The following is a 16,310-nucleotide window of genomic DNA, read 5'->3' on the forward strand; positions in this document are numbered from 1 at the left end:
GTTTTTTTAAAGAAATGTCCTGAAATCCTCAGCGCTGATATACGGCAGCATTGACGCTTTCAGTTGCGGGGATGCTGCAAGATACCTGGAAATCAGCCTGAAACCTGCGGTATAGCCCAGCCACTTTGGCAACCCGCTGGTTCCGTAAAACCAGGCATTATGATCGTAATCAGTGCGATGCCAGCTATCGTGCAGTTGCAGAGCATAAGAACGGACAATATCTGATTCGAGGCGTTCCCAGGGTTCAGGTTGGCCGCCCAAAAGTTCGAGAGAAAAATGCCCGGCAAGTCCCTCAGAAACGACAGCCTCCCCTAACGTTGAGCCGTATCCGGGCCCTGCCCATCTTGCAGCATGGTGCAGTTCATGAGCAAACATTCGCTCAAGCGACTGCGCGTCATTTTGACAGAATGCCGGACTCTCAGGATCGACCGTTAAATAGACAACGCCCGGTTCAGGACAAAAACCCGTGTGCCCTTTTTCAGGGATAACAAACTTTCCGGCTTTAACCACCACATCCAGCGGAGGAACCGGCATCAGCTCCCGGGCTTTTTCATAAGTATCGATCAGAGTGGCCTGAAGCCATTCACGGTGAGCGGTAAGTTTTTGCTGAGCATTCAGAATATGGAGAGTTATGTCAGGCATATCAGCATTATCCAAAAGCAATCGTTGATCTCCGCATAGTAGCAAACCTATCGCGAGTGTGATGGTGCACGGTTACAGATCACTCTGCTTATGATGTAAAGCTGCCTCTTACACGTTGACGGTTGATCAGAGAGTGGCAGAGGGTTTCGTGTAAAACTGGTTATCGCCGGGATGAAAACAGAGTTTTGTGTAGGCTCGACCTGTCGTGCAGCATCAGAACGGGGACTCAGAACAGTGCTGATTGCGGATGCGCACACCCCAATGGATAACAGCGGCTTGTCAGCCAAAGACATTATCGGCCATCACAATGTTACGCTGGCTGGCCCGTTTGTAACGCTATCCGCAGCCGCCCGCAGGGCGGCTGAACGCAGGACTCTTCACTTATACAGCAGCCTGATTTACCGGCTAACGTCCGCTATGAGCGAGTAACGGATCTTAAAACGGCTGTTAAGAATTTAAGGCAGGCAAGCAGTGTGCAAGCCAGCCCACTGTTCGCCGTCAAAATCTGATAAAGGCTTAATACACCTCTAACCTAAGTAAAACTTCATATTTTCAATTATCTGTTTTGCCAGAACAGCATGGTCCATTTCCCAGCGTGCCGGGCTGAAGAGTTCTGCTGACCACACGCCGTCAAAACCGGTGGCTTTGACCGCATTACTCCATGCATGAATATCAATATCCCCTTCGCCCGGCATATAAGCGCGCAACACTGTTTCATTCCACTCTTCACCCGGGTACGGCTTACGACCATCACAAAAGTGAACGCCGTAGATAAGGGCAGGATCAAGCTGTTTAATATCTTCCGGCGTAGTATGCCCGGTCGCAAAGAGATGCCAGAAATCGATGACTAAACCGATGTTAGGGGCGTTTATACGCTGAATCACCTCCAGCGCCTGACTGAGCGTGTTAAATCGGGTATGTGCGATAACCTCAATTTGATAGCGCACACCATATTGCTGACCAATACTGGCAATCTCAGAAATATTGTCGGTAATAATGTCGAGAATCTGCCCCTCGGGCAGATGATCAATGCCATGCTGCGCCAGTATCTGAATCGTCGGGCAGGCCAAATCAGCCGCAATCTGCGTCAGTCGCCTGGCTTCAGCCAGCATTTTCTGCTTTTCTGCCCCCTGATGGCGTTCAATATTTATCAGTGCATTAAGGCACAGAGTCTGCAATCCATGCCCCTGCACCAACTTGTTAAGTTCAGCAGTAGTGCCGCCGTGATCAAGATAACGCAGCAATTTGTCATGTAAAAATTCCAGACCATCATAGCCCGCTTCTGCAGCTATACGCGCTTCAGTAACGACATTGCAGTAATGTGTTGAAATGCCGTGCAGGGCCTTAAGCATAAGGATCCTCCGGATCAGAATGTTATATAGTGATAAAGGTCAGGAAACATAAAAATCACATACTGTTACGCAATACACCGAGCGCATGGCTCTTTGCGTGAAAAAAAATAAAACCGGATGGCAATTCACAATGGAGTAGTGGCACGGCAATGATGCCGCACAGCATCCATGTGACTTAACTTTTTATCTGCCCGGTTATCCAGAATTTCTTATAACGAGCCGGCGGGATGCCGACAAGATTATGAAAGATTCGATGGAAATTGTTTACATTATCGTAGCCCACCGCACTTGCTACATCTATCACACCCAAATCGGTACTTAATAATAGGTTCTGGGCCTCACCAATACGGCGACGGGTCTGGTATTGTTTTGGAGAGTAACCTGAATAGGCTTTAAACACATGCGCCAGATAAAACTGATTCATATTCATTGCCGCAGTAATTGAATTCAGGGAGATATCTTCTTTATAATGGTTATCGATATAATCCTTCACACGCTGCCCTAATAATACGCTGGCTGTTTCTTGTTGCGGCTTACTTTCTATCCAGATATTTCTGCATATTAATAATAAAACGTTGAGTAAGCTATCGCCAATTTCTGTGCTGTACAGCCGTTTACTACTGACGTGCGACCACATTTGTTCAAACAGCTGGCAAATTTCATAGTAATAATTTCCGCTCGGCATGACCGCGGTTTGTGCACGTGGCGTAAGGACGTTGAGTGGCAAACCATCGACTTTTAGCTGTTCAACGCCACAGCTAAATATCAGTAAGTCATCTGTTGCTTCCGGACATTCATCATGAAGCACGCTGGCATTGAACAGCAATATATCGCCGGGTTTAACAACATAGTTACGGCCGTCAATATTATAAATACCTTTTCCTGCGCGGATAAACATTAACTCAAAGCGTTCATCATGCTTATGCATTACGCGAGGGATCGCTTCCTCTTTGCCTTCGGCCTTGCAAATGAAGCTCAAACGCGGTCGCAAGCCACTATCGAAGCCGCGTACGGAAGAATGCTCGTTAAGGCTGAAAGTGATCATAGTGTCTCCCTGTCGTGATGCCGCTATTCTGACATGACTTTAGGCAGTGGCAATCATCAACTTTGCTTTTTCTTCATGTCCAACCCACTGATATGTAAAGCCTCAGGAAAATTTCTTTATCTTTAACTCTCTGTAATTGTCATAAACACCCGGGGTACGAAAACAAATATGATCATCATCACATTCTTTTGAAAGAGGCCCGATGTGCTCATTCTGAGAAAGGAAGACAATAACTAATCCCATCTGACATACATATTCTCTTTAAACGACCAATTATCATCAAAATGACTATTTTTTTATTTAGCAGCATGTAATAGCGGTGCCCGTTTAAGACGAATTTTTAAATCCTCTTCATTCTTGCTATGTCAACGCACTTATTGAGCGACGTGATGATTATCACTACTTTCCATGAATTTGATCGAATATTCTTGATCGCCAGCACGCTGACAAATAGTGCATTACGGAGTGTCTGGCTTTTGGTTTTCACTTTGATATAACGTTTCTGTAACGATTAAGGAGTACAGCAGCGCTTTCACCCTGATATTAAGAAACCACACTGGCCTGGTCCCTGAGTTAAATGCTCTATTTCTGATTTTAAAAAACATAGCTTTATTCTGACTATAAACGGCTTGCATCGGTATTACCTTACAACCAGATGGAAAAACTATGTATAACAAAACTACCCTGCAGAATCCTAAGCGCATGCGTTTGATTACTCTTGTATCAACAATTGGTGGCTTATGCTTTGGTTATGACACCGGCGTTATTTCCGGCGCTCTGATATTCATGAAATATGATATGAATCTGACACCGGCTCAGGAAGGTTTTATTACTTCATTCCTGCTGTTTGGTGCCGCGTTAGGCTCTTTATTTGGCGGATATTTATCAGACAAGCAGGGGCGTCGTAAAAATTTGCTCTGGGTGGCAGCAATCTTCATGTTTGGCGCATTAGGTACGGCATTTGCCTGGGATGTGCCATCAATGATTGTGGCGCGCTTTATCCTGGGTTTAGCTGTGGGCTGTGCTTCTGTAACCGTACCCATTTATATTTCTGAACTGGCCCGCGCGGATCAGCGCGAGCGGTTAGTCACCGTCAACGAATTAATGATTGTTACCGGTCAGTTCCTTGCTTACTCCGTTAATGCGACGCTTGTGAATGCCTATCCCGAGTTGCAGCACAACTGGCGCATTATGTTAGCCATTCCAGCATTGCCTGGCGCGCTACTGTGGATTGGTATGCTTATGATGCCGGAATCACCGCGTTTCTTTATTCGCCGCGGTGAAACCGAAAAGGCCATAAAAGTATTGAAATCGCTTCGCCTGCCGGAAGAAGTTGACCGTGAAGTGAAAGATATCCAGCAAATCGTCAAAGCCGACCAGATGAAATTAAACCTGTTTGAAGAATTGAAAAAACGTTGGGTGATTCAACTGGTGTTAACGGGATTAATGATCGTGCTGGCAACGCGTGTTACCGGGGTCAACACCATCATGTACTACGCGCCAACAGTATTGAAAGCTACTGGTCTGGGCGATGCGGCGGCTGTAACTGGTGCAGTAGCCAATGGCATTATTTCAGTACTGGCTACCCTGCTTGGCATGGCATTAATTGGCAAACACTCACGCCGAAAAATGTTTTTTACCGGACAGGCCGGCGTCACTCTGAGCCTGCTACTGATTGGTTTAGCGTTTAAATTTTTGTTCCATACTGAAGTTGTTAACGGTACAGAAATTCTGCACGCGAATTTTGCCAGCGCACCTTATGTGATACTTGGCTTAATGCTGGTTTTCCTGGTGTTTATGCAAGGCTGGATAGCGCCGGTATTTTGGCTGATGCTGGCAGAAATCTATCCTCTCAGAATGCGCGGTATCGGTATGGGCTTTGCGGTATTCGGTTTGTGGATATTCGATTTTATGATCCAGTCTATTTTTCCTTTCTTACTGAGCCATTACGGAGGCGGCTTGACCTTTGGCTTCTTCGGGGCAACCAACATCATTATGCTTATCTTGCTGGTGAAATATCTGCCGGAAACACGCGGTCTGACACTAGAGCAGATTGAAAAGAAATTTCGTTTTTAAAGCTGTAGTTACTGAGGATAAATAAATGACTGTCAAAATTGGCTTGATTGGTCTGGGTATGATTGGCCAGGACCACTTAAAACGTTTTAAAAATGTTATTACTGGTGCGCAGGTTACTGCTGTTTGCGATATAAACCACACGGCAGCTGATGTAGCTGCCAGAGAATTTAACGCTACAGCGTTTTATGATGCTGAAGAGATGATTAATTCAGAGCTGGTCGATGCAGTATTTATTTGCTCAATAGGCCCGGTTCATAAAACGCAAATACTTGCGGCATTTAATGCTGGCAAACCGGTATTTTGCGAAAAGCCATTAACCCCAACTGCTGACGAATCAGCAGCAATCATTGATGCTGAAGTCAGGGCTGGTAAGCGTCTGCTTCAACTTGGCTTTATGCGTCGTTTCGATCCAGGCTATCAGGCGCTGAAAAAGACAATTGATGACGGTAAAGCCGGCAATATCCTGCTTATCCATTGCGCACACAGAAACCCCTCTGTGCCTGAAAGCTATACGCTGGAAATGGCGGTGAATGATTCAGCCACTCACGAAATCGATATTATCCGCTATTTGCTTAATGAGGATATTACTTCGGTGCGGGTGGATAAACCCCGTAAGAAAACCCACCGCGCGCTGCCGCATTTACAGGATCCTTTAATCATAATTTTTGAGACTGAATCAGGTGTGCGCATTGATGATGAGCTGTTTGTGAACTGCCATTACGGCTATGACATCCGCTGTGAGGTGATTGGCGAAAACGCGATTGTCGCGCTTACTGAACAGCAGCTGATCAGCACGCGTTCGCTGAACGGCAACGCACAGCATATCGCACAATCCTGCATGGAGCGTTTCGCTACGGCATACGATCGGGAAGTGCAGCATTTTGTCGATAACGTGCGTAAAGGGCGCGACATGAGCGGCCCCTCCTCATGGGATGGTTACGTAGTAGCGCTGGTTTGTGATGCCGGTTTAGCATCGCTGAAAGATGGCCTGAAACACGATGTCATTATTCCGCCGCAGCCAGCACTTTACCGTTAATTAATGCACTTTTGCGCCATCGGTGAGGAATGATTCATGCTGAGTTTAACTGAAGACGCGCTGCATTTGCAGTGCCGCGCAACGAATAAAAATGAGGCTATACATATTGCCGCCAGTGCTCTGGAAAAAGCAGGTTATGTTAAGCCCGGCTTTGAACAAGGAATGCTGTCGCGAGAAAAAAGTGTCTCAACCTATATTGGAGCAGGTATTGCGCTTCCCCATTGCGCAAAGGAAAACCTTGATTTAGTGATCCAATCAAAAAGTGTCTCAACCTATATTGGAGCAGGTATTGCGCTTCCCCATTGCGCAAAGGAAAACCTTGATTTAGTGATCCAATCTGGCTTTCAGGTATTTCAATTTCCTGATGGCGTAAGCTGGGGAAAAGGAAAAGTTGTTTTTATTGTTGTCGCCGTGGCTGCAACTAAAAATGAACATATCCAGATTCTGGCAGATATTGCAGATTTATTAGGTGATGAAGTAAAAACCACCTTATTAGCAAATGCCAGAACTAAATCCGGTTTTATTGATCAGTTTGAAAGAGCATAACTCACGTGAAACATTGGGGATAAAAGAATGGAATTAGCATTATGTACTGACGTTCTGGCGGATTTACCTTTCCCGGCCATGCTGGATAAAGTGAAAAGTTATGGCATTCATGGTGTTGAAATGACCGCAGGTGGCTGGTCATCCTGTCCACATGTCAACACCACAGAATTATTAAGTTCACCTGAAAAGCTTGAGCAATTTAAGCAGGAACTGGCTGAGCGGGAGATGCGTATTGTGGCGCTGAACTGTTCTGGCAACCCGTTAGCGCCAGGTGAACTGGGTGAAACCCATAGCAAAAGTAGCTACAGGGCGGTTGAGTTAGCAGGCAAACTGGGTGTTAAAAAGATTGTGATGATGAGCGGTTTACCTGGAGGCGGGCCAGACGATCGCGTACCGAACTGGATTACTTCAACTGTGTCATGGCCGGATTACATGCCGGGGGTAATCGACTATCAATGGAACGATGTCGCGATTCCATGGTGGAAAAAATTTGTGCAGCACGCTAAGCACCATGGCGTAGAGCAAATTGCTATCGAAGAATTTCCGAGTCAGCTGGTTTATAACCCGTCTACCCTGCTGCGCCTGCGTCACGCGGTAGATAATATGATTGGCATTAACCTGGACCCCTCCCATCTGATAGCTATGGGGGCCGATCCTATTGCGGCAGCCCGTAAGCTGGAAGGCGCAGTATTTCATGTTCATGGTAAAGATGCGCGCATTGAACGAGGCCTTGCCGATATTGATGGACTGATGGAGTATCAGCCGGTCACCCATACTAAAACCCGTACATGGAACTATGTCGCCGTAGGTTGCGGGCAGGATCTCAAATGGTGGAAAGAGTTCTTTTCAGTATTGCGTATGACTGGCTATGACGGTGATGTTTCACTCGAGATGGAAGATCTTACGATGAGTGTTGAAGCCGGTCTGCAAACGTCAATTGATGCATTACTCGCTACACTGAGTCGCTAGAAGCGTAGTGCCTGTCATAAAAGGCAGGCACATGCCCGTAGCCATACAGTCTCGAACTGTATATAAACAGAACTCATATCTGTTTTGTCCGCTCTCAGTGCCTGGCCATCAGGCGAGAACACACAATCCGCTATAAGTGAATAGCGGACTTTCTTGATGTTCGTAACTTTTTGGCATGTATGGAGTAGTATATAGGGAGATACTACGGGAGTATTTTAATGAAGGTAGAACTAAAGAGCGCTACCGGAGAAAGCCAGCCTTTGGAAGTGGCATCTCTGGTTATCACGCTGAGTAATGGTGAAACAATAGAAATCAGTGAAGAAAAACAAGGCCGACCTGCACACCTGGCTGAAGGCATAACTATATGGGGGGGCCGTATCCCCCAGGAAAACGCCAGCCTTGAAGAACTGAAGGCGTCAACCCGAATGCTGGGAATTTACCCCCTGGCTGCTAATACTCTGCATCTTTTTCCCTTAAAAAAATAATCTGGTGATGTTATAAGAACCTGCGCTGGATGTTTACAAAGGATGATTAGTATTGAAAGGTCCGCTTCTGGCACAAAGCGTAAAGGAAAATGCCCGCCGCATGTGCCCCCTGATTAAAGCGCAACGACGTAATTAATAAGAGTGTGGAAGAAGCCTTACGCTGCAGAGTGGGCAGGAAAAATCATTTCACTTTAGGCACCTTCTGGGCGAAATGCGGCTGGTGATAAAATATTTTTGAAATGTACGGCTTAGTCATAACGAAAGGGGTTAATCTGTAGCCGTGTTTAAAACAGCGCCTGCACTTTACGGTAAGCAGCGGGTGGCATTCCGTAATGACGGCTGAATGCACGGGTAAATGATTGTTGCGATTCATATCCGTATTTTATCGCAATGTCTGAGATAGAGTTACTATTCGTAATAATATCTAATCTGGCTGATTCCATCTGAGCTTTCCTGATGTATAAACCCAGGGTTATACCGGTGTGCTTTTTAAAAATACGCTGAAGATACCAGAGTGAAAACCCTGATTTACTGGCAACTTCCTGCAGAAGTAACCTCTGCGTTATATTGCTCTTAATCCATACCATAAGTTCATCAAAAAAGAGCGAATCTGCCATGATTTAACCTGTTAATTAATTGAATTAAGGTCTGCATCTGCGAAGCACGCATGAAACAGCCGGAGTTATACTCCGGCTGTTTCATTAGAATGAATATGAAAAACCGCCCCAAAACGTCACAAGTGAATCCTCAGCGATCATTGGACTGTGTTTCACTTCGTCAGGCAGAAACGTGTAGCGTGCGCCTCCATACACATCCCAGTTAGCTGTCAGATTATAATTCAGACTGAGTTCAGCAAAAGGCGTCCAGCTGTCGCCTGGCGAGTACTCTTTTAGCCCACTCCGGGCTGATTCACCGGAACTGATACCAAAGTAGTAACGATTAAACTTACGGTCGTTCCAGTTAACGCCCAGTGCAGGCTCAATGCTGAATGCGCCTGACTGTAACGGATAACTCCAGGTGCTGCTCCAGTGCAGACCGTTACTGGTACCCAGCGCGTCTGTCGATAAAGCCGTTTCTAATTTACCCAGATCGTCAGACTGGTGCGAATAACTTAGTCCTGTCATGAGTGTGCTGCGGCGATCTTTCAGCTGACGCATCTGCCATGAATGACTGTCGCCAGCCCTGAAAGAGAGGGGCAAATAATAAGCCAGCACTGCGATTCTGTCGGACGGTGTGTGTAATAGATCATATCCCGTGCTCAGGCCGTGAAACCAGAACCGATCTGCTTCGTAATCTACGTTTGGAAAGAGCAGGTTATTTTTATTTTCATTTACCTGTTGGTAAAGCTTTGATGACCAGCTTGCCGTTAATCCCAGGGATAAATCATTAGCCTGAGCTGCCTGCAGGAAAGAGCCTGTCAGGAGCACTATTGCCACCCCTGATTTAATTGCGTTCTTCATATGCTACCTTGCCAAAAGAAAAAATTTCTGTTTTATTCTGAGCATGTTATATAAAATATATTTATCAGAACCACTCCGGTTACTGATATATGTCCAGCTGACTTTTAAGAAATGCTGCTGTGTGCGTCTGATATTCTTTTTCGCCAAAGTTCTCCATTCTGAGGTTATAAATACCATCCAGTCCACATGAGTAAGCGATACAGTCCCAGGCAACGGTTTCTGTCGGTCTTTTAACTGTAAACTCACCCTTTTTAATACCGGTTTCCAGCAGATAGACCAGCGCAGTATGCCACTGATTCAAAGCCGTACGGAAAGCGCTTCTCATCACGTCATCCTGGTAAGAAATCACTTCAGCCTCTTTCCAGAGTTTGCTGTAATGACGCGCCTCTTCCAGATTTTCAGTAAACAGGCACCAACTAATCATTTTTAGCGCACTGGCATCCTCCTGCACGCCTGACTTATTCATTAACGCCAGAGACTGGGTCACCGTTAGCAAAAAAGCCTCAGATTTTAGTTCTGACGCTGACGAAAAATGGCGATGAATCTGTCCTACAGCAATCTGTGCTTCCTGCGCAATTCTGCGCACTGTCATCGCTGTTAGCCCCTCAGAAAAAGCAATACTCACGGCTGTTTCCAGGATCATCTGATGTCTTTCATCGTGACTGAGATACGACATATCTGCTTTCCTTATTTTCATTCAGATGTGGACAAGTGTTCATCTTCACTATAAGTTTATCCTGAACACTTGTCCATCTTTTTACTGTTCGGGTAAACAACAGTATGCGAACTAAATGGAATATACTGGTTGTCGTTATATTCATGTATTTACCGGTATCAATTGATGCAACTATTTTATATGTGGCTGCACCGCTTCTGAGCGTCCAGCTTCAGGCAACCCATAACCAGCTATTGTGGATACTGGATATTTATCCGCTCGTCATGGCCGCGTTACTGCTCCCTATGGGCGCACTGGGAGACAGGATTGGTTATAGAAATCTGGCTTTTTATGGTAGCTCGCTGTTTGGTTTAGGATCTCTGGCAGCAGCGTTTGCCACCTCACCTTCGTTACTCATCGCTGCGCGCGCGCTGCTGGCCATGGGTGCGTCAATGATATTACCGGCGACGCTGGCTGCCCTCCGGCATAATTTTCCTGAAGAAAAAGACAGAAATCTTGCTCTGGGCATCTGGACCGCTATCGGTACGGGCGGTGCGCTGGCGGGGCCGCTGGTTGGAGGCGCTCTGCTGACCCACTTCTACTGGGGCTCAGTTTTTCTTATTAACGTACCTGTCGTAGTCATCGTCCTCATTCTGATCAGGCGAAGAGTTAGGGATGATAAGTCCTGTAGTCAGCCACCGGTTAATCTTAGCCAGGCTCTGTTGCTGATGAGCGCCATTCTGATGTTCATTTATTCTGCCAAGAGTCTGATAAAGCCAGAAGACCAGGGTGTATTACCGCTTTATCTCTTACTCGTCAGCCTTGTGTTACTTGCCGGATTTATCGCCCTTCAGGTTTTTTCAGCTGAGCCTTTACTGGACAGAGGGCTGATTACGCAGCGCAATATCATTGCCGGCATCATTCTTGCCATGACTTCCATGATCACCCTGGTCGGCTTCGAGCTGGTTATTTCTCCGGAGCTGCAGTTCGTGCACCGTTTCACGCCACTTGAGGCCGGAATGTACATGCTGCCGCTGATGCTGGCAGCCAGCGTAGCCGGGCCGCTTGCTGCGCCTTTGATTACCCGCTTCGGTATCAGACCCGTCGCAATTACCGGGTTAGCCGGGTCCGCGATGAGTCTTTATGCACTTTCTGGCATCGATTTTGTCAGCCAGCCTCACAAGGTTTGGGCATAAATGGTGTTACTCGGCGTGGGCGATACCTTAGCTCTGATGGCTTCCTCCTCAGCGATCATGACCGCTGCGCCAGCCAGCAAGGCGGCATCGGCCGGCTCGATTGAGGGTATGTCTTATGAACTGGGCACCGGTCTCGGCATTACTTTGTTTGGCTCGATGCTGGCTGCTATGTACTCCACAAATGTTCACCTGCCGGAAGGACTGCCGGACGCCGTTTCTTCTTCCGCAGCGTCATCCTTTAGTGAGGCCGTTGAAGCCTCACGTCTGCTGGATAACTCAAGCCGGGAGCAGCTGCTTTCAGCCGCTTCGTCTGCGTTTATGCATTCTCACTCCATCACGCTGGAAGCGGCCTCAATCATGCTGGGGCTGCTGATGCTGCTGACCTTCGTGATTTTTAAACCGGAAAGTGCTCTTCGTCACGATTGAACGCTCACCGGCAAATTATTCGTTCACCCCTATTGGATATTTATTATGAAATTCAGGATGCTGGTATTAACCACTGCTCTCTGCCTCGGCGGCATTACCGGCTGCGACTCATCGGAGCAGGCCGATATGAATGCGTCTCCGGCTAAGCCAAACGTTGTTACACAAACGCTTAAGACGCAGGAAATTTATATATCACAGACCTTTCCGGCTCGAGTCTTAGCCGTCAGGACGGCACAAATTCGCCCTCAGGTGGGGGGAATTATACAAAAGCGACTGTTTACGCAGGGCTCTGAAATTCAGCAGGGACAACCTCTGTTCCAAATCGACCCCGCGCCTTTTGAAGCGGATGTCGAAATGGCTCGCGCTGCGGTTGCTAAAGCGAAAGCCACTTACCAGCAGATGAGTCAGCGTGCGTACCGTTTCTCCCGGTTGCAGCAAAGCGCAGCCATTAGCCAGCAGGATTTTGATGATGCGAAAGCCAGCAGCGCACAGGCTGCCGCCGATTTAGCAGAGGCAACAGCCTCACTTAATCGTAAGACACTGGATCTCAACTATGCCACCGTCCGTGCGCCCATCAGCGGCCGTATTGATCAGGAGCTGGTGACGGAGGGCGCTCTGGTCAGCCCGGGTGATTCGCAGGCTATGGCTACCATTCAGCAGCTGGCAAACGTCTATGTTGACGCACGGGTTCCGGCTCAGGCGCTTCGCGCTTTGATGAGTCAAGGTCAGCAGGAGGCTGCGCCTGTTGTCACCCTGCTTGATGATGCCGGTCAACCTTATGAACTGGCGGCAAAGCTTCTGTTCTCTGGTATCAGCGTTAGCGATGAAACCGGGGATGTTGTCCTGCGAGCTGAAGCTGAAAATCCACAGCGCACGTTACTGCCCGGCATGTTCGTCAAACTCCGTATTACCCGGCTGATTAATAAAGCAGGCATGGCCGTGCCCGAGCAGGCGCTTAACCGTAATAAAGACCAAACCACCGTGTGGATCATTGACAGTGCCAATAAAGCGCAGCGCATGGAAATCCAGACCGGTGAGCAGACTGCTGAAGGCGTGACGGTTACGCACGGCCTTAAGGCCGGTGAAAAAATTGTCGTTGAAGGGCAGGACAAGCTTCAGGAAGGGGCTGAAGTCTCTGTCCAGCCGGAAAATACAGCCAGTTAGTTCAGCACTGTTCATTAAACACGGGAATATCTGATGTCTCAGTTTTTTATCCGCAGACCCATCTTTGCGTGGGTTATAGCGCTTTTTATTATCCTTCTGGGTCTCATTGCGATCCCGCAGCTTCCGGTCGCACAATATCCTTCTGTGGCTCCGCCCAGCGTATCCATTACGGTTACCTATCCGGGCGCCACGCCAGAGACCATGAACGATTCGGTCATTTCACTGATCGAACGTGAGCTCTCGGGCGTTGACGACCTGCTTTACTACGAGTCAACCAGCGATACATCCGGTGTGGCGACGATTACCGTGACGTTTAAACCCGGCACGGATATCCGGCTGGCACAGGTCGATGTCCAGAACCAGATTAAAGTGGTTGAGCCGCGTCTGCCGCAGGCCGTACGCCAGAATGGCCTGAACGTTGAGGCCGCTTCGTCCGGCTTTCTGATGATGGTCGGCCTGAACTCGCCGAACGGTAAGTTTACCGAGGCTGACCTGAGCGATTACTTTGCGCGAAAGGTAACGGATGAACTCCGTCGTATTGACGGCGTAGGTAAACTTCAGGCGTTTGGTTCAGAAAAAGCCATGCGTATATGGGTCGATCCGGCCAGGATGATTTCCTACCGGCTGTCAGTCAGCGATATTACCACCGCCATCACCGAGCAGAATGCGCAGGTCTCGCCGGGCAAGCTGGGTGATTCACCGGCATTACCCCAGCAGCTCACGGCCTACCCGCTGGACGTTGATGGACAGCTTGGCACACCAGAGGCATTTCGACAGATTGTGCTACGGGCAAATGCGGATGGTTCGCGGGTAACGCTGGGTGACGTAGCCAAAGTCGAACTGGGTCTTCAGTCCTACGGCTTTGCCATTCGTGAAAACGGGCATAGTTCTACTGCCGCCGCCATCCAGCTTTCGCCAGGCGCAAATGCGGTGCGCACCTCGGAAGCTGTAAAGGCGCGTATGCAGGAGCTGGCAAAATCGTTCCCGGAAGGGATGACTTACTCCATTCCCTTTGACACCTCGCCGTTTGTTAAAATTTCTATCGAAAAGGTGGTACACACGTTCATAGAGGCAATGGTACTGGTGTTCCTGGTCATGTACCTCTTCCTGCAGAACGTTCGGTATACCTTTATTCCGGCTATCGTTGCGCCGGTGGCACTACTCGGCACCTTCACCATCATGATGCTGGCCGGGTTCTCTATCAACGTGCTGACCATGTATGGCATGGTGCTGGCTATCGGCATCATCGTGGATGACGCCATTGTTGTGGTGGAAAACGTTGAACGCCTGATGGCAGAAGAGGGGCTATCTCCCAGAGACGCAACGGTAAAAGCCATGAAGGAAATCACCGGCGCAGTGGTGGGGATTACGCTGGTGCTTACGGCTGTTTTCCTTCCAATGGGACTGGCTTCAGGTTCGGTTGGCGTTATCTATCGTCAGTTTACTCTGTCGATGGCCGTGTCGATCCTGTTCTCTGCGTTTCTGGCTTTAACGTTGACCCCAGCGTTATGCGCCACTCTGCTCAAACCGGTTACGGCAGATTCACATAAAAAGAACCCTTTCTTCAGCTGGTTCAACCGCACGTTTGATCGGATGACCGGGCGTTATGAAAATGGTGTGACGCGCGTAGTGCGCAAAACCGGGCGAATGTCGCTGATCTATGTGGTGCTGTGTGGCGTGCTCTGGCTGGGCTTTAAATATTTACCTTCGTCGTTTCTGCCTGATGAGGATCAGGGATACTTTATTACGTCAATTCAGCTACCTGCAGATGCCACGATGGCGCGCACGGAGCAGGTGGTTAAGAAGTATGAAAGCATGGTACTGGGACGCCCCGGCATTGAACGCAACGTATCCATTCTGGGTTTCAGCTTCTCCGGTTCCGGCACCAACTCTGCCATGGCCTTTACCACGCTGAAAGAGTGGGATAAACGCAATGGTGCCACGGCGCAGGATGAGGTGAATAACGTCCAGAATGCCCTGGGCACGATCCCGGAAGCCACCATCACCAGCCTGATGCCGCCGGCCATTTCGGAGTTGAGTACGTCTTCCGGCTTTACGCTGCGCCTGGAAGATCGCTCAGGGCACGGCTATCCGGAACTGGTTAACGCGCTGAATACGCTTCTGGAAAAAGCCGGACAGAGCAAAGTGCTGTATGGCGTTTATATGGATGGCCTCCCGGATGGTATGGGCGTCAGCCTGAAGATTGACCGTCCGAAAGCCGAGGCGATGGGCGTATCATTCAGCGAAATCAATCAGACTTTATCAGGCGCACTGGGTTCAAGTTACGTCAACGACTTCCCCAATAATGGTCGTATACAGCAGGTCATTGTGCAGGCTGAGGCGTCGTCACGTATGCAGCTGAATGACATCCTTAAGCTGAACGTGCGCAATAAAAATGGCGGTATGGTGCAGCTTTCGGAGTTTGTTCGTCCCCTCTGGCAACAGTCGCCGGTTCAGCTTATCCGTTATCAGGGCTATCCGGCATTCCGCGTTACCGGCTGGCCAAACTGGGGTTATTCAAGCGGGGATGCGATGGCTGAAATGGAAAAAATCGCCTCCACGCTGCCTGCCGGATTTGCTATTGAATGGACCGGTCAGTCACTGCAGGAACAGCAGTCAGCTTCAGAAGCGCCGATGCTGATGATCCTTTCCATGCTGGTTATTTTCCTGGTACTTGCCGCGCTTTATGAAAGCTGGTCAATACCGGTCTCGGTCATGCTGGTTGTTCCACTGGGGCTGTTAGGTGCCCTGATTGCTGTCTACATGCGCGGAATGGCGAATGACGCCTTCTTTAAGGTGGGCATGATAACCATCATCGGGCTTTCGGCTAAAAACGCCATTCTGATCGTTGAGTTTGCGCGCCAGCTTCAACATGAGGGTGAAGGTCTGATTAGCGCAACGGTGAAGGCAGCCAGGATGCGTCTGAGGCCGATCATGATGACGTCACTGGCGTTTACACTGGGCGTAGTACCACTGATGCTGGCAAGCGGGGCAAGCGCAACCACACAGCAGGCGATTGGCACGGGTGTGTTTGGCGGTATGGTAACGGGTACGCTGCTGGCCATTTTCTTCGTCCCGGTGTTTTTCGTTGCGGTATTGAGTCTGCACGAAAGATTGCTCAAAAAGCATCGGGCCTGACAGAGCGGTTTTTCGTAATGGCGCTGCTGACAGGCATCAGCAGCGTTAGCACGACTATTTTTCAGCATGGATAAGTTAGCCTGGTTACGTGACATGCGCCTCATTTCTGCCAGGCTTATA

General features: G+C 48.7%; 13 protein-coding genes and 2 pseudogenes. 9 read left to right on the plus strand and 6 right to left on the minus strand.

Features of this window, described 5'->3' with window-relative positions; translation table 11 throughout:
- Positions 1–6: 6 nt before the first annotated feature.
- Positions 7–663 (minus strand): DUF2268 domain-containing protein, encoded by a 657-nt coding sequence (locus BBA90_RS01220; RefSeq protein ID WP_240484863.1) that lies wholly within the window; start codon positions 661–663, stop codon positions 7–9.
- A gap of 132 nt (positions 664–795) precedes the next feature.
- Between BBA90_RS01220 and BBA90_RS18500 the strand changes: the two are divergent.
- A pseudogene (locus BBA90_RS18500) lies at positions 796–1,071 on the plus strand (isochorismatase family protein); the annotation flags it as partial.
- 98 nt (positions 1,072–1,169) lie between these two features.
- Here the strand turns inward: BBA90_RS18500 and BBA90_RS01225 are convergent.
- Together BBA90_RS01225 and BBA90_RS01230 are read right to left on the minus strand one after the other, a co-directional pair.
- A complete protein-coding gene (locus BBA90_RS01225) occupies positions 1,170–1,994 on the minus strand; it encodes a sugar phosphate isomerase/epimerase family protein (protein ID WP_065647510.1) in 825 nt (274 codons plus the stop codon).
- A 175-nt stretch (positions 1,995–2,169) separates the two neighbouring features.
- On the minus strand, positions 2,170–3,039 hold the full coding sequence (locus BBA90_RS01230; RefSeq protein WP_065647511.1) for a helix-turn-helix domain-containing protein: 870 nt from the start codon (positions 3,037–3,039) through the stop codon (positions 2,170–2,172).
- 666 nt (positions 3,040–3,705) lie between these two features.
- Here BBA90_RS01230 and BBA90_RS01235 point away from each other — a divergent pair.
- From BBA90_RS01235 to BBA90_RS01255, 5 genes are all read left to right on the plus strand, one after another.
- A complete protein-coding gene (locus tag BBA90_RS01235; protein WP_065647512.1) occupies positions 3,706–5,115 on the plus strand; it encodes a sugar porter family MFS transporter in 1,410 nt (469 codons plus the stop codon).
- Positions 5,116–5,140: 25 nt separating this feature from the next.
- On the plus strand, positions 5,141–6,151 hold the full coding sequence (locus tag BBA90_RS01240; RefSeq protein WP_065647513.1) for a Gfo/Idh/MocA family protein: 1,011 nt from the start codon (positions 5,141–5,143) through the stop codon (positions 6,149–6,151).
- Between the two features lie 36 nt (positions 6,152–6,187).
- Entirely contained in the window at positions 6,188–6,697 is a 510-nt protein-coding gene (locus BBA90_RS01245) for a PTS sugar transporter subunit IIA (protein ID WP_065647514.1), read from the plus strand.
- A gap of 27 nt (positions 6,698–6,724) precedes the next feature.
- Positions 6,725–7,666, plus strand: a complete 942-nt coding sequence (locus tag BBA90_RS01250) for a sugar phosphate isomerase/epimerase family protein (RefSeq protein WP_065647515.1) — start codon at positions 6,725–6,727, stop codon at positions 7,664–7,666.
- Between the two features lie 218 nt (positions 7,667–7,884).
- The gene (locus BBA90_RS01255; protein ID WP_065647516.1) at positions 7,885–8,151 is read left to right on the plus strand and encodes a hypothetical protein; all 267 of its coding nucleotides are present in this window, start codon (positions 7,885–7,887) and stop codon (positions 8,149–8,151) included.
- Positions 8,152–8,435: 284 nt separating this feature from the next.
- On the opposite strand, the gene BBA90_RS01260 is transcribed toward BBA90_RS01255, so the two are convergent.
- The 3 genes from BBA90_RS01260 to BBA90_RS01270 all read right to left on the minus strand — a co-directional run bounded on the left by BBA90_RS01260 (position 8,436) and on the right by BBA90_RS01270 (position 10,287).
- A complete protein-coding gene (locus BBA90_RS01260; protein ID WP_065647517.1) occupies positions 8,436–8,768 on the minus strand; it encodes a helix-turn-helix transcriptional regulator in 333 nt (110 codons plus the stop codon).
- 84 nt (positions 8,769–8,852) lie between these two features.
- Positions 8,853–9,611 (minus strand): MipA/OmpV family protein, encoded by a 759-nt coding sequence (locus BBA90_RS01265; RefSeq protein ID WP_065647518.1) that lies wholly within the window; start codon positions 9,609–9,611, stop codon positions 8,853–8,855.
- Positions 9,612–9,690: 79 nt separating this feature from the next.
- Positions 9,691–10,287, minus strand: a complete 597-nt coding sequence (locus BBA90_RS01270) for a TetR family transcriptional regulator (protein WP_065647519.1) — start codon at positions 10,285–10,287, stop codon at positions 9,691–9,693.
- Between the two features lie 104 nt (positions 10,288–10,391).
- Here BBA90_RS01270 and BBA90_RS01275 point away from each other — a divergent pair.
- From BBA90_RS01275 to BBA90_RS01285, 3 genes and pseudogenes are all read left to right on the plus strand, one after another.
- Positions 10,392–11,888 (plus strand): annotated as a pseudogene (locus tag BBA90_RS01275) (MFS transporter).
- 126 nt (positions 11,889–12,014) lie between these two features.
- Entirely contained in the window at positions 12,015–13,052 is a 1,038-nt protein-coding gene (locus tag BBA90_RS01280; RefSeq protein WP_240484874.1) for an efflux RND transporter periplasmic adaptor subunit, read from the plus strand.
- 33 nt (positions 13,053–13,085) lie between these two features.
- On the plus strand, positions 13,086–16,190 hold the full coding sequence (locus tag BBA90_RS01285; protein WP_065647521.1) for an efflux RND transporter permease subunit: 3,105 nt from the start codon (positions 13,086–13,088) through the stop codon (positions 16,188–16,190).
- The last annotated feature ends 120 nt before the right edge of the window (positions 16,191–16,310 follow it).

This window comes from Pantoea eucrina, from assembly GCF_001691555.1.
GTDB lineage: Bacteria > Pseudomonadota > Gammaproteobacteria > Enterobacterales > Enterobacteriaceae > Pantoea > Pantoea borealis.

What these genes read in the sequence shown, in the direction of transcription:
- BBA90_RS01285 (WP_065647521.1), top strand. Translation starts at nt 13,086, where the DNA reads ATGTCTCAGTTTTTTATCCGCAGACCCATCTTTGCGTGGGTTATAGCG.
- BBA90_RS01260 (WP_065647517.1), bottom strand. Translation starts at nt 8,768, where the DNA reads ATGGCAGATTCGCTCTTTTTTGATGAACTTATGGTATGGATTAAGAGC.
- BBA90_RS01265 (WP_065647518.1), bottom strand. Translation starts at nt 9,611, where the DNA reads ATGAAGAACGCAATTAAATCAGGGGTGGCAATAGTGCTCCTGACAGGC.
- BBA90_RS01240 (WP_065647513.1), top strand. Translation starts at nt 5,141, where the DNA reads ATGACTGTCAAAATTGGCTTGATTGGTCTGGGTATGATTGGCCAGGAC.
- BBA90_RS01225 (WP_065647510.1), bottom strand. Translation starts at nt 1,994, where the DNA reads ATGCTTAAGGCCCTGCACGGCATTTCAACACATTACTGCAATGTCGTT.
- BBA90_RS01270 (WP_065647519.1), bottom strand. Translation starts at nt 10,287, where the DNA reads ATGTCGTATCTCAGTCACGATGAAAGACATCAGATGATCCTGGAAACA.
- BBA90_RS01280 (WP_240484874.1), top strand. Translation starts at nt 12,015, where the DNA reads ATGAATGCGTCTCCGGCTAAGCCAAACGTTGTTACACAAACGCTTAAG.
- BBA90_RS01230 (WP_065647511.1), bottom strand. Translation starts at nt 3,039, where the DNA reads ATGATCACTTTCAGCCTTAACGAGCATTCTTCCGTACGCGGCTTCGAT.
- BBA90_RS01250 (WP_065647515.1), top strand. Translation starts at nt 6,725, where the DNA reads ATGGAATTAGCATTATGTACTGACGTTCTGGCGGATTTACCTTTCCCG.
- BBA90_RS01235 (WP_065647512.1), top strand. Translation starts at nt 3,706, where the DNA reads ATGTATAACAAAACTACCCTGCAGAATCCTAAGCGCATGCGTTTGATT.
- BBA90_RS01245 (WP_065647514.1), top strand. Translation starts at nt 6,188, where the DNA reads ATGCTGAGTTTAACTGAAGACGCGCTGCATTTGCAGTGCCGCGCAACG.
- BBA90_RS01255 (WP_065647516.1), top strand. Translation starts at nt 7,885, where the DNA reads ATGAAGGTAGAACTAAAGAGCGCTACCGGAGAAAGCCAGCCTTTGGAA.